Source organism: Dorea sp. AM10-31 (assembly GCF_003435815.1).
In the GTDB taxonomy this organism is placed as follows: domain Bacteria; phylum Bacillota; class Clostridia; order Lachnospirales; family Lachnospiraceae; genus Dorea_D; species Dorea_D hominis.
Window position 1 is genome coordinate 52,049 of the sequence record NZ_QTUV01000010.1, and the last position, 13,259, is coordinate 65,307.

The following is a 13,259-nucleotide window of genomic DNA, read 5'->3' on the forward strand; positions in this document are numbered from 1 at the left end:
CCTCCTACATTGCCATAAGCGCTACGAGACACAACAGAGCCGTAATAATTGAAAATACTGCGACCACACGCGTTTCTGACCATCCACACAGCTCAAAATGATGATGGATCGGCGCCATTTTAAAAATACGTTTTCCTCCGGTTTTCTTAAAATATGTGACTTGGATCATAACCGATAATACTTCTACCAGATAGATCAGTCCTACGATCAGGATAAAGATCGGCATCTGAAGCATATAAGCTGTTGAAGCCACAAAACCGCCAAGGGCAAGAGATCCTGTATCTCCCATAAATACACTTGCCGGATATACATTAAATAATAAAAATCCAAGCAGCGCACCAACAACTGCACATGTTACAGGTTCGATTCCACTTTTCGTTCCGATCGCAACAACCGTAAAAAATGTTGCAACAAGAACGGTTACGCTGGATGCCAGTCCATCCAGACCGTCAGTGAAATTGACACCGTTTACTGTGCCGATCACAGCGAAAAACATCAGGACAATTGCCAGCCATCCGATATCCAGATATTTTCCTCCGGAGAACGGAATGAGCATTTTCAGAGATACATCCGTGAATTTTACCACATAAAATGCGAAGATTGCAGTAACTACGATCTGTAATGCCATCTTCTGTTTTGGATATAGACCATCGGAACGCTTCATCACAACTTTCAAATAATCATCCAGAAAACCGATCAGACCAAAGCCAACTGTCACAAACAGGATTGGGATGATCTTCGGATAATCTTTGATATAAAAGATTGAAGTAAGTACCACACTCAAAAGGATGATCACTCCGCCCATGGACGGGGTTCCTGCCTTCTTCAGATGGGACTTCACACCATCTTCCCTCTCTGTCTGATTCATCTTCAATTTTCGCAGTACCGGAATAATGATCGGTCCCAGAATCGCACTGAATGCAAAGGCAATCAATACCGGCATAAATACTGTATAATTCATAATCCACCTCTTTTATCTTTTTGTCAGACTGTTAAGTCCTCGACGAACCTAGTATACTTCATTTCCTACTCTTTTTCAATGCCAAGATACGGGAATGTCTCCCGAAAAATGTTTCCGATCACCGGAGCTGCAATCGTTCCCCCGTAATAGATCCCTTTCGGATTATAGATCACACACATGCCCAGAACCTGTGGATTTTCTGCCGGAGCTAATCCTATAAAGGAAGAAATATATTTTCCGGCACTTCTTGGCAAAGTCTGGGAAGTCGCTGTTTTGCCCCCAATATGATATCCTTTTACATATGCCTTTTTCCCAGAGCCTTTTGCCACCACTCCTTCCAGCAGTTCCTGCATGGTCTCTGAAGTCTTCGCTGAGAGAATTCTCTTCTTTCTTCCATAAGAAAAGACTTCCGTCTTCTTTTTCTCCGAATCTGTAACTTCTACTCCAAAATGAGGTGTAATTCTCTTTCCTCCATTTATAAGAGAACTGACCGTTGCTGCCATCTGCATCGGTGTAACCTGAAAAGACTGTCCAAAACTCATAGTTGCAAGTTCTACCTGTCCTACACGATTTTTCTTATGCAGGATTGTTCCAGCTTCTCCCGGCAGATCCACACCGGTTGGTGAAAGCAGTCCAAACTTCTGGAAATATTTATAGAAATCATTTACTCCAAGTCTGAGTCCGATGTCAATAAATACCGGATTACAGGAATTCTGAATCCCTTCCACAAAATTTTCCGCACCGTGTCCTCCCACTTTATGGCAGCGGATTTTCCGGTCTTCCACAACTTTATAACCCGGGCAATGAAAACGATCCGAAAGCTTTACCACTCCTTCTTCCAGGCATGCCGATGCCGTAATGATCTTAAATGTAGAACCCGGCTCATATGTATCACTGATACATTCATTACGCCACATCCGGTTAAGTGCATCCTGCTCTTCTTCCGGTGTCAGATTTTTCTTTTCTTCACCTGGAAGCGAAAAAGGATCATTCAGATCAAATTCCGGTACATTAACCATTGCAAATATTTCTCCATTCTGCGGATTCATAAGCAGTATTGCAACTTTTTCCGCCTGTTTTTCTTCCATGACTTTTTCTGCCATCTGCTCTGCATATTTTTGAAGATTTGCATCCAGGCTGATTTTCAGTGTGTCGCCTTTTACCGGTTCTTTTCGTCCTTCTGCTTCTTCGTCCAGTTCTATTCCTCTCGCATCTGTGATTGTCAAAATCTGCCCATTTATCCCTTTTAAATAATCTTCATACTGCACTTCCAGGCCAATAATTCCCTGATTATCCCCTCCTGTAAATCCAAGAACCTTTGATGCAAGTTTTCCATAAGGATAATATCGTTTAAAATCTTCGTCTACCTTAACACCATCCAGCCCAAGATTTCGAATTTTATCTCCCGTCTTTTTCTCTACATTTGACGCAATCCTCTCCATAGATGATATTTTTTTCACTTTTTTTCTCACCTGCGCTTCTTCCATGTGAAGTGCTTTTGTCAATATTTTAATTACCTTTTCCGAATCTTTCAGTTGACTGTGTATTACAGAAATTGTGCAGACTGTCCGGTTTGTTGCTAGGATTTTTCCATTCCGGTCAACGATTTCTCCTCTTGCAGCTTTAATATCGCGCTCTCTTTCATGTAACTGCTGTGCTTTCTTTTGATATTCTTCTGCGCGGAAGATCATCAGCCACGCAAGTCTTCCGAACAACAGAATAAGCAGGATGAGCGCGCAGGAGAATACAAAAAATATTTTCTTCTTATTATATGTTCTGTTCTTCAAACAAAAAAACCTCACACAAGCTTTGTAATAATCTATTACTGCTTATGTAAGGTTATTCTGTTAATTCTTGCTGTCTGAGATTTTTTCCACTCCCAGATACGGAAGAATCTCTTTCATAATATCTGCTGAGAGCTGGGTTGCCAGTCCGCTATTCGCCTGGTCACTGACGTTTGGTTCATTGATCACAACATAGACAACAACCTGCGGATTTTTCTGCGGTGCATATCCGATAAAAGATACAAGATATTTTCCATTCCTTCTTGGGAGTTTCTCCGCTGTACCAGTCTTTCCGCCCACATCGTATCCCTTAACGGCTGCCGTCTTTCCGGTTCCGTTTGTAACTACGCCGCGCATGTAATCTTTCACTACATCGCAGGTCTCCTGGGAAATCGTTTTCCGTACAAGCACCGGATCCTTGCTCTCTGTCACATTTCCATTTTCATCTTTGATCTGTCTTACAACATGCGGTCTGTAATAACTGCCGCCATTGATCAGAGAACTGAATGAAGCTGCAAGCTGAGTCATTGTTACGTTGAAATTCTGTCCAAAAGCATTAGTTGCAAGACTGGCAGAATCCATTTTCTCCGGTGAATACAAAAGGCCTTCTGTACTTGCCTCACCCGGAAGATCTATGCCCGTCGATGTGCCAAATCCAAACAGCTTTTGATAACGGCTGAATTCGTCTTTCCCGATCTGCGCGCCGATCCGCATCATTGCAACGTTACAGGAATTTTCAAGTGTCTGCTTAAGTGTCTGCATTCCATGTCCATTACGATGACTGCAGTGGATATCGTGTCCGCCTACTCTGAGTACACCGGTACAGTTATAACTTTCATTTCCTGTCAATACACCCAGTTCCAGTCCCGTTGCAACCGTAAATGGTTTGATCGTTGATCCTGGTTCATAAGTATCTGTCACACAAAAATTCTTCCACAGCGCGTTAAGTGTCTCGATCTTCTCTTTATCCGTCATCTTTGCAAGTTCATTTTTTGTATAATATGCTGACAGATCTCTCGGCTTATTCAGATTGTAATTCGGATAAGATGCTTCCGCAAGAATCTCTCCGTTATTTGGATTCATTACAATGACTGCCGTATCCTCACTTCCGGTTCCTTTTCTTGCTTCATTCTGATGTTTTTTATTAAACGCCAGAATATGCTTCTCAACTATACTCTGTACCTGCAAATCAATTGTAGAGACAACTGTCTTTCCATTGACCGGCTCTTTTACGGTCTGTTCAAAAGTAGAGGTTGTATCCTGATAGCCATATTCTCTTCCATCCGTACCATTCAGGACTTCGTTATAAGATGCTTCAATTCCATTGCTTCCTATGTTTCCATCTACGGTAAACCCAAGTGTATCGCTTGCCAGTGAGTTATACGGATATTTCCGTTCATAATCTTCCTCAAGCCAGATTCCCTGTACATTCGAATACTTCTCACTGTTCTTCATTATGTTGAATTTTTTCGCTTCTTTATAGCCGATTCCTTTTTTCAGAACGTTATAACGCCCGGACGGGTTGGTCTTCATCAGTTTTCGGATATCTTCTTCCTTAATATCAAAATATTTCTTCAACGCTTCAATGGTCGGTTCTATATAATCGTCCTTACTGAGCATTGCCTTCATGTCCAGAATAACATTATAAATACGTTCACTTGTCGCCATCTTGGTTCCATTACGGTCTACGATATCTCCTCGTTTAAACGGGATTGTACGGCTGTCATACTGTTGCTGGTCCAGCACCACTTTTGTATATTTGTCACCATTTGATGCATTAATATAAGTAATCCGGCCTGCAAGAAAAACAAAAGCCAGTACAAATCCCATAAAGAGCATGACTAGCTTTTTTTGCATGGCCTTATTAAATTTCCTTTTAAAAGGATTTCTCTTTCTTCTTGCCATTTATTTCTTCACCTGTTATTTACTTTTTTTCGTCTGTACTTTTGTAAGTGCACCTTCCTTTGGAATGCTTTCATATTGCTTTACATAATCCAGAGAAGGTTTTTTATATTCCACGACCTGAGAATCGGAAGCATCTACCATGCCAAGGTCTTTCTTAGCCTTTTTACGCACTTCGTCCAGATTCACAGAATCCACGATTGCATTGTATCTGGTCGTATTCTCTTCTTTCAGAGTTGCCAGTTCTTCTTCCATCGCTGAAATCTTTTTTGCGTGGCTCATATTTGCTGACTGCAAATTAACATACTTGATACATACAAGCAGCATGGCGATTGCTGCAACCGCCATGAATACAACATATCCTCTGTTCATTCGCAGAGCCTGTCTGCGGTTTTTCTTTACCTGTCTGCTTGTCCTTTTCTTTTTGGGTTCCTGCGCGCGTCTTTCCGGTTCGTATGCCGGTTGTCTTACAACATTACCGTAAACATAAGACGCTCTTTGTACATTCTGTCTTCTTCTTGTTGTCATCTGTCTGTATGCCATGCGCGCTCACCCCTTTCCCACTTTTAATTATTACATACTCATGTGTCAGCTCCGCTCAAAAATACGAAGCTTTGCGCTCTTTGCACGACTGTTTTCTTCCATCTCTTCCTTGCTCGGAAGGATTGGTTTTCTAGTGATAATACTCCCTTTTGATATTTTCCCGCATACACATACAGGAAAATCGCTTGGACATGTGCATGGATTTTCATTCTTACGAAATGCACTTTTCACGATCCGGTCTTCCAGTGAGTGGAATGTAATGATGCACAGTCTGCCCCCTGGATTCAACAAATCAATCATAGCGTCCAATGATTTTTTTAGCACTTCCAGCTCCTGGTTCAATTCAATACGAATTGCCTGGAAGGTTCTTTTTGCCGGATGTCCGGACTTCTTCTGAAACTTCATCGGGATTGATGCACGTATGATCTCTGTCAGTTGTCCCGTTGTCTCAATCGGTGCTTTCTGACGCGCAGCCACAATATGCTTTGCAATGTTCTTGGCAAACTTATCTTCGCCATAATCACGGATCACACGATAAAGTTCCCGTTCTTCATAGTCATTGACGATGTCTCTCGCTGTCATCTTCTGACGTCTGTCCATCCGCATATCGAGAGGTGCATCTTCGCGATAAGAGAATCCCCGCTCTGCCGTATCTAACTGATAAGATGATACGCCCAGATCGAGCACGATCCCATCGACCTTGTCAATGCCTAACTTACCTAGCTGTGACTTCATATCACAATAGTTACTTCTTACTATTATGACTTTCTCTCCGAAGTCTTTTAAGCGAATCCCGGCTGCTTCAATTGCAGCGGCATCCTGGTCTATTCCTATAATACTCCCCTTGTCACTGAGACGTCTTGCCACTTCACTGGCATGTCCGCCTCCACCGAGCGTTCCATCTACATAGATGCCGTCCGGTTTAATCTTTAATCCATCAATTGTTTCTTTTAATAATACTGATTTGTGTACGAATTCCATATCTTCTCCCTCTAGATACTGAACCCGCTTGCTTCCATATCGGATGCAATATCCTCAATATTCATTTCCACCTCAGCATTCTTAGCTTCCCATTTTGCCTTATCCCAGATCTCGGCACGCTTCCCCATGCCGACAAATACAACTTCTTTTCCTAGTCCGGCGAAGTCTCTGAGTGGGGCTGAAATAAGAGTTCTGCCTTGTTTGTCAAGGTCGCCATCAATTGCACTTCCCTGGAAGAAATATGCAAATGCGCGGGCTTTTTTGTCTGTGGTCGTCGGTAAGTTGTTCAGTTTCTCTTCAAAAGCGATCCATTCTGCTTCCGGGTATACATACAGGCAGTTTTCCATTCCTTTTGTTATGACGAAATGCTCCCCTAAATCGTCACGGAACTTAGCCGGAATGATCAGTCGCCCTTTGGCGTCTATGTTATGACTGTATTCTCCTTTTAATCCCCTTAGCATAATGAACTCACCTTCTTTCAAAGTGGTCCACCACTTTCGCACCACTTTTCTCCACTTCTCACCACTTTCTACCACTTGAACTAATTGTAAAACACTTTTTCAGTGATTTCAAGCCTTTTTTGTGTGTTTTTTGTGAAATCAACATAGAATGTGACTTGACTCATTATATACATATAAAGAGAGTTGACACTCGCAAGCCTACGCTTTTGAACATCAACTCTCTTTGATTCTTATTATTTATTTTATTCTTCTGCTTTATCCAGATTGCTCTGAAAATTCTGCAAAGCACTGTAATCAATCTCTACTTCCGGTCTTGACTGCTTCGCTTCATAAGTATGATACGCCGAATAAGTAATCCAGCCAAGTAAGATCACTCCTACAAATACTACCAGACACTTGCGCATCAGATTATATAATCTGTGCTTCCGGCGTAATCTTCGCCGGTTTGCTTTTTCTTCTTTATAATTATCAACTTTGGTCTGACTCATCAGGTATCTGTCTCCTTCTTATCGAATAACTACCGTTATTCTATCACACCTTTCCGGATTAGACAACCAGAATCACTCCACCGTCTGCTGCATACATACTGCTGATCCCCGCCGTATCCAGGACGATGATGTCTTTTACCTTCATCTGTTCCTGAACCATTTTCTTCATGTCTTCAGCACGCTCCGGGCAATTGCAGTGTGTAATCGCAAGAATCTTCTCTTCTGGTCGTATCGCATCTTTCTTCACCTGCGCAACCATCTTCTCGATTGCTTTCTTCATGCCTCTTCCCTGACCCAGCTGACAGATACTTCCAATCGGTGTAGAACCCATTACCGGCTTGATATTAAGCGCAGTTGCCATCATCGCTTTAATACCAGTCAGTCTTCCGTTCTTTTTCAATGTCTCCAATGTCTCCAGTACAAAATACGTGTGCTGCTCTTCTATATAAGCATCCACTGTCTTAATAATCTCTTCAAAGCTCATCTGCTTTTCTTCACACTCTGCAATCTTCAGTGCGATTAGAGTCTCTCCAACTGAAGCAGACTTAGAATTAAATACATGGATCTGTTTCTCTCCATATTCTTCTTTATAAAGGTTCTTCCCCAACTCTGCACTATTGTAAGAACCACTCAGCTCAGCCGATAATGTAACTGCATATACATGCTCAGCATCACAGTGATACATCTCCATGTAACGTTCCGGTGATGGGCAGGAGGACTTCGGACACTCCGGAGCCGCTGCAACTCTTCTCAAAAAATCCTTCTGATCAAATGTTGCATCGTCAATGATATGATAACCATCTACTTCTATCTCCAGTGATGCGGTCACGAAATGCTCTGACTGTTTCATCTCTTCCGTTAATTCACCACAACTATCTACAACTATTTTATAACTCATGTCTTCCTCCCGGTAAACTTTTTATTTCCATTAAATGTAGTTTTTAATACTACGTTTAATATCATAGCACATTCACATCGGAAAAGAAAGACTTTTATTCCGTTATTGTTCTATTTTTATTTGTTTTGAAACACTTAGCGCAATTCCCATTTCTATAGAAAGGAACAGAATTGCTGTTCCCCCATAACTGATAAATGGTAATGTAATACCTGTTGTCGGAATCAGATTTGTCACAACTCCCACATTTAAAAATACCTGTAAAGCCATGTGAGCAAATATTCCCGTCACAATCAGTGAACCATACAAATCCGGCGCATTCTGTGCAATAAACAGCAGACGGTATAATAATAAGCCAAACAGTGTCAGAACGAGAATTGCTCCAAACACGCCAAGTTCTTCACATATAATAGAAAGGATCATATCATTCTGCACTTCCGGAATGATTGTCTTCTGTGCGCTGTTTCCAAGACCTTTTCCAAAAAAGCCTCCGGAACCAATCGCATATAACGCCTGCATAATCTGGTATCCGCCTTCTGATGCATAATTTTCTGGATTCAGCCATACAAGAACCCGTCGCATCCGGAAACTCTTACTTGTCGTAAGTACCATACCCAAGATCTTCACGCCCACCAGTATCGCTGCAAGACCGCCACCTGCAGCTACAAAGAAGATCTTTGTCTTCCGGTGAACAATAAAAATCATAATAATGCTGATGCCCATTACGATAATCGCTGTACTTAAATTATCTGTCAAAAAATATACACATGCTGCGGATAACAGTCCCCAGACCATTACATGGATAAATCCTTCTTTTGTATTAATCTTCTTTCCAAGCTTGCAGATCACTACCGGGATAAATAGTATCACCGCAATCTTTGCAACCTCCGATGGCTGAAACTGTCCGATTCCAGGTAACATGATCCATCTCTTAGCTCCCTTGGCTCCTTTTCCGATTGGGCTTTGTACAAGTGCCATCAGTATTATGGATACCCAATATAGCAATTTTGCGCGCTTAATGTACCAGTGGTAATCAATAAAGCGGCAGATGAACCACATCACAAAAAAACCAGCCAGACAGAAAATTATCTGTTTCTTCAAATAAAATATACTGCTTTTCTGTCCGGTGATCTTCATGGAACTGTATGCACTGGTGCTGTATAACATTACCAGCCCGAAACATACAAGGCATATAAGAATTGCGACCAGACTATAATCAAAATATGGGATTGTTTTTTTCCTTTGTTCTGTAATTTCTCTTTTCACTGTCCTTGTCATTTTATTTACACTCCAATCGTATTCATTATACTCAGATATGATTCTAAAAACAACTAAAAATTCCGGTCTTTGCACCTCTTTTTGACTTCTTTCATATTATAATAATGCAAATAATTGAAAAGGAAGGTTTCTAAAAATGCCTAATTATCGCTATCAAGCTTCTAATTGCTGCGGCAACTCCATGCGGAACGTTTCCCTTGGTGTTCCTTCAGGCTCCGGCTGTCATGAGCATGCCTGCTCCGATAACACTTCCAATATTTCCATGCAGGTTCTTGCTATGGCATATGTTCCCATCCAGAAATTCCAGTGCCTGTACGATCCGCCGAAAGGGCTGCATGCAGGTACTATTTTTGCCGAACTCGATAAACCATTTCTTGGAACAGGAGGTGTTCTTCGATGAATAATGATAAAAGATTATCCCGTCAAGAACTCTTACAATGGATCAATGCCGTCAGCTTTGCAGTCAATGATGTGACTTTATTTCTCGACACACACCCTGATGACGCAGAAGCATTAGAGTATTTTGAGGAATTTCGTACGCAGCGCACACGCGCACTTCAGGAATATTCCAGAAATTATGGGCCGCTCACGATCGATACTGCAACTGCCACTCCATGTGAACGCTGGCAGTGGAGCACACAGAGCTGGCCATGGCAGGAAGGAGGCTGTTAATCTATGTGGAATTATGAAAAGCGTCTGCAACATCCGGTAAAAATCACCCAGACAAATCCAAAGATAGCTCAGGTGATCATATCCCAGTTCGGTGGTCCTGATGGTGAACTGGGTGCATCCATGCGGTATCTCTCCCAGCGATACACAATGCCTTACAACGAGGTCACCGGTATCCTTACGGATATCGGTACGGAAGAACACGCCCAAAAACGTTCTCGCTTATTTTTCTTCCTTATTATAATGCGTTTTTACAGCGTTTCTGCGTATTTACTGGATATCTTAATCCAGCCCTCGCCGGACTTTAATCTGCCATACGGCATCTTCTCCACGGTCTTCGTTTCCGTGATTGTATAGACCGATTCCGGTGCTTTCTTTCCAGTGTAATCTTTGCCGGGACTCTTGTAAATATTAAGTGCCTGTTTGGTCTTTACTTTGAAAGATTTATCCGCAGCTTTCTTCGCTGCCGGCTTCTTTTCTATCTTCTTTCCGATCAGGCCTTCTGCGATCGCTTTTGCGACAGTCTTATATCCTAGCTTCTTGTACAGCAGGATATCATCTTTGTCATCGGCAAAGCAGACTTCAATCAGCATTGCCGGATCATTCGTGCGTCTGATAACTGCTAAAGAGCGGTTGTTCTCTTTGCAACCCTTCACTCCACGGTTTGTAAAGCCAAGCTTTGCCATTTCCGCACATACTCTCTTAGCATAAGGAACCGCCTTGGAACTCATGCTGGATACCCAGACTTCAACACCTTTGACTTTTCCGTCTTTCTTTGCTTTTTTGCAGCCATTGAGATGGATAGACATGTTTAAATCCACCGTATTCTTGTTACATTTCTTTACAATGTTGCTAAGATTTCCGTTCTGTGTTCTTGCAGAATCATCCGTACAATCATGCACAGTATGTCCTTCTGCGCTGAGAAGTCTCTGCAACTCTTTTGAAATCTTCCGATCTTCGGTCACCTCATCCAAATACGAGATGATGCCTGGGACATGTCTATTGTGTCCGCCATGAACATTATATCTTGCCATAATATCATTCCTTTCCAAACATCCTTATTTCTTATATTTACTCCGATTCCAGATCGATGCAACTCGCTCCCATCCGCCTGTACTTACCAGATATACAATAAAAGCAGCCACGATTGCTGCGAAAATATAATACCATTCAATCACAATCCGATAATAATTACACAAGACGATCACACTGATCGGCGTCAGGATCAGTGACACCGCCAGTGCTACAACACTGGTCTGTATCTTCTTAAATACCGGCATCTCTTTCACTGCCTGCACGATCACACTGACCAGAAATGCCAATACGCCGATTCCGGTCAGTAGGTAACTGATATACCGCAGAAGAAGCTCTGCGCTCATTGCTTTTCCCATAATCTATTCTCCTTTTCGTTTCAAATGTAATTCCTGGATCTCTTCATGCATTTTTTCAACCATGCCATTTCCGCCAAGCCTGTGATACGCTTCGTACATCTGGCAGAAGTTCTCATAAGCATAGGACGGAATAGAACCGATCTTCATATACCTGTCGTGGTACTCGATTAGCTGCACCCGAAGAAGCAGCATCGTACCGGCACTGTTTGCATCCCGTTTCTCATTCTCGTCAGCGATACGCTTATTTCGCTCTATGGCATCCTTCTGCTGTCTCTTCTTCTGCTCCTTCAAAAGCCAGACGATATACCCAAGCACGATCGACAGAACGACTCCATATGTCTGTAAGATGATTTCTTTCACTTTCTTTTCCTGCTTTCTTTAAATTATGCAAATAAAATAAGACCGTTACGGTCTTGCTCTTGGGGTGTTCATGTAAAATTCTCCTATGAAAATGTTAAATATCCTGACCACGCGACTCCAATGGCATCATTGTTGGCGACATTGGCTGTACTGCTGATCGTTATTCTTACTTCTATCCACGACTCTCTGACATAGCAGGAATACGAAGCTGGCTTTACATATGTACTCGCAGATGAGCCGTGTGTATATTTACCGCCCTGTCTTCCTCGAAAACCATTGTTCGTAGTTGCCGTTGCTGCCGATACTCCTACAAGCGGTTTGGACAATGGGACTGAAAATATAATCTGATTACCGCCACCGGTAACATAACCACCAGTGCTGATCTCACATGGAATTTTATCGCCTTTTGTGTAATATGGTTTAAAGGTATCTCTGGCCGGCGGTCCCAAGTACAGATCTGTCTCATCTGAATACAACTGCCATTTTCTGGCTACTTCATCATGGAGCCCTCGGTTTACTCCTCCGGTTCCAACTCCAACACCTATGGCATTACCGGTTGAATTATGCGAAATAATAGTCACGTCATTCGAGTAGACATGCAAACGCCCATCTGCATTATTTAATAATAGCGCAATCTTATCATTCTCACTCATGACTCCCTGATGACTGATTTGCGATCTCAATAAAATTCCAGAATCCAATACACCTATATAGTTTTGTATCTGCTTACCAACTCCCGTCCCTGATGTGCCGTAATATTCTGTCAGATACTCAAGAAAAGTTACTGCATCATTTTCCGCATTAACCTCCGGGCTCATCAAGGAAAGTATTGATGCTGATGTATCCATTCCATTGTCATTTTCGTAATAATTAGTAGAATCAAGATTTATTGCTACAGGTCCGGACATATTCAGATGTGAAGCTGCATCAATTTCAACTCCATCTGCTCCCTTTATTTTTGAAAATGTTACGCTTTCTCCATCTTTTTCCTGTATAGAAGATACAATCGATGTTGTTCCACCACACATTTCCACCACAGCATCTTTACTATTCTTCCCCAGCTCCACTTTATCTGCCGCATACTTCGCCAGCACCGTATCTCCGTTTCGAATTTCCATAGAATCAGAATCTACCTTTACATTTGCTCCTAATGTATCCGCTTCCATATTTCCTACAATCAAGCCATCATCCGTTCCCTGTATAAAATTCGTTGCAACTTTCGCCGCAGCGTCAGCAGCCGCCTGCGCCCGATTTGCCTTATTCCAGGCTTCCTTGGCTGCTTCGTAGCTGCTGGACTTCGATACATCCGAATAGCTGTATGTATCATTGGACATTATAGTCAAGATTACAGTGTATAGGGTGCTTGTTGATCCTGACTCGTATGTTGGTTCTGTTGTATTCCAATTTCCACCGGGCGGGATTGCTGTCGGCTTGTTTGGCTTGGCGGCAGTTGAGGATTGCAGCAAGTAATATGTGGTAACTGACTTCACATCCACAATCCTCGATATCGTAATGTCTGCCTTTGCTAAAATTGCCATCCTCTCAC

The 13,259-nt window shown here is 42.3% G+C and carries 15 protein-coding genes and 1 pseudogene; 3 read left to right on the plus strand and 13 right to left on the minus strand.

Annotated features, from left to right (window positions below):
* Window positions 1-4 precede the first annotated feature (4 nt).
* From mraY to DW125_RS12610, 9 genes are all read right to left on the minus strand, one after another.
* On the minus strand, window positions 5-961 hold the full coding sequence (gene mraY, locus DW125_RS12570; protein ID WP_021861572.1) for a phospho-N-acetylmuramoyl-pentapeptide-transferase: 957 nt from the start codon (window positions 959-961) through the stop codon (window positions 5-7).
* 65 nt (window positions 962-1,026) lie between these two features.
* Entirely contained in the window at window positions 1,027-2,748 is a 1,722-nt protein-coding gene (locus DW125_RS12575) for a peptidoglycan D,D-transpeptidase FtsI family protein (protein WP_021861573.1), read from the minus strand.
* A gap of 60 nt (window positions 2,749-2,808) precedes the next feature.
* The gene (locus DW125_RS12580) at window positions 2,809-4,602 is read right to left on the minus strand and encodes a penicillin-binding protein 2 (RefSeq protein WP_330411915.1); all 1,794 of its coding nucleotides are present in this window, start codon (window positions 4,600-4,602) and stop codon (window positions 2,809-2,811) included.
* 63 nt (window positions 4,603-4,665) lie between these two features.
* A complete protein-coding gene (locus tag DW125_RS12585; RefSeq protein ID WP_021861575.1) occupies window positions 4,666-5,190 on the minus strand; it encodes a hypothetical protein in 525 nt (174 codons plus the stop codon).
* Window positions 5,191-5,235: 45 nt separating this feature from the next.
* On the minus strand, window positions 5,236-6,171 hold the full coding sequence (gene rsmH, locus DW125_RS12590) for a 16S rRNA (cytosine(1402)-N(4))-methyltransferase RsmH (protein ID WP_117538352.1): 936 nt from the start codon (window positions 6,169-6,171) through the stop codon (window positions 5,236-5,238).
* Between the two features lie 11 nt (window positions 6,172-6,182).
* The gene (gene mraZ / locus DW125_RS12595) at window positions 6,183-6,632 is read right to left on the minus strand and encodes a division/cell wall cluster transcriptional repressor MraZ (RefSeq protein WP_117538353.1); all 450 of its coding nucleotides are present in this window, start codon (window positions 6,630-6,632) and stop codon (window positions 6,183-6,185) included.
* Between the two features lie 242 nt (window positions 6,633-6,874).
* The gene (locus DW125_RS12600) at window positions 6,875-7,120 is read right to left on the minus strand and encodes a hypothetical protein (RefSeq protein ID WP_021861578.1); all 246 of its coding nucleotides are present in this window, start codon (window positions 7,118-7,120) and stop codon (window positions 6,875-6,877) included.
* Between the two features lie 58 nt (window positions 7,121-7,178).
* Complete coding sequence (locus tag DW125_RS12605; protein WP_021861579.1) at window positions 7,179-8,018, minus strand: DegV family protein; 840 nt, start codon at window positions 8,016-8,018, stop codon at window positions 7,179-7,181.
* A gap of 102 nt (window positions 8,019-8,120) precedes the next feature.
* Entirely contained in the window at window positions 8,121-9,293 is a 1,173-nt protein-coding gene (locus DW125_RS12610; RefSeq protein ID WP_021861580.1) for an FtsW/RodA/SpoVE family cell cycle protein, read from the minus strand.
* Between the two features lie 136 nt (window positions 9,294-9,429).
* Between DW125_RS12610 and DW125_RS12615 the strand changes: the two genes are divergently transcribed.
* The 3 genes and pseudogenes from DW125_RS12615 to DW125_RS14520 form a co-directional block, all read left to right on the plus strand.
* Window positions 9,430-9,693 carry a spore coat associated protein CotJA gene (locus tag DW125_RS12615; RefSeq protein ID WP_021861581.1) on the plus strand — a complete coding sequence of 88 codons (264 nt, stop codon included), beginning with the start codon at window positions 9,430-9,432 and terminating at the stop codon, window positions 9,691-9,693.
* Window positions 9,690-9,965, plus strand: a complete 276-nt coding sequence (locus tag DW125_RS12620; protein ID WP_021861582.1) for a spore coat protein CotJB — start codon at window positions 9,690-9,692, stop codon at window positions 9,963-9,965. The genes DW125_RS12615 and DW125_RS12620 overlap by 4 nt, the downstream gene beginning before the upstream one ends.
* Window positions 9,966-9,968: 3 nt before the next feature.
* A pseudogene (locus DW125_RS14520) lies at window positions 9,969-10,169 on the plus strand (manganese catalase family protein); the annotation flags it as partial.
* Between the two features lie 44 nt (window positions 10,170-10,213).
* Here the strand turns inward: DW125_RS14520 and DW125_RS12630 are convergent.
* The 4 genes from DW125_RS12630 to DW125_RS12645 all read right to left on the minus strand — a co-directional run bounded on the left by DW125_RS12630 (window position 10,214) and on the right by DW125_RS12645 (window position 13,251).
* Entirely contained in the window at window positions 10,214-10,996 is a 783-nt protein-coding gene (locus tag DW125_RS12630) for an N-acetylmuramoyl-L-alanine amidase (protein WP_117538354.1), read from the minus strand.
* 24 nt (window positions 10,997-11,020) lie between these two features.
* Window positions 11,021-11,353, minus strand: coding sequence for a ribonuclease (locus DW125_RS12635; protein WP_242992987.1), 333 nt, complete (start codon window positions 11,351-11,353; stop codon window positions 11,021-11,023).
* Between the two features lie 3 nt (window positions 11,354-11,356).
* Complete coding sequence (locus DW125_RS12640; RefSeq protein WP_117538355.1) at window positions 11,357-11,713, minus strand: hypothetical protein; 357 nt, start codon at window positions 11,711-11,713, stop codon at window positions 11,357-11,359.
* 83 nt (window positions 11,714-11,796) lie between these two features.
* Entirely contained in the window at window positions 11,797-13,251 is a 1,455-nt protein-coding gene (locus DW125_RS12645) for a hypothetical protein (RefSeq protein WP_117538356.1), read from the minus strand.
* Window positions 13,252-13,259: the final 8 nt, after the last annotated feature.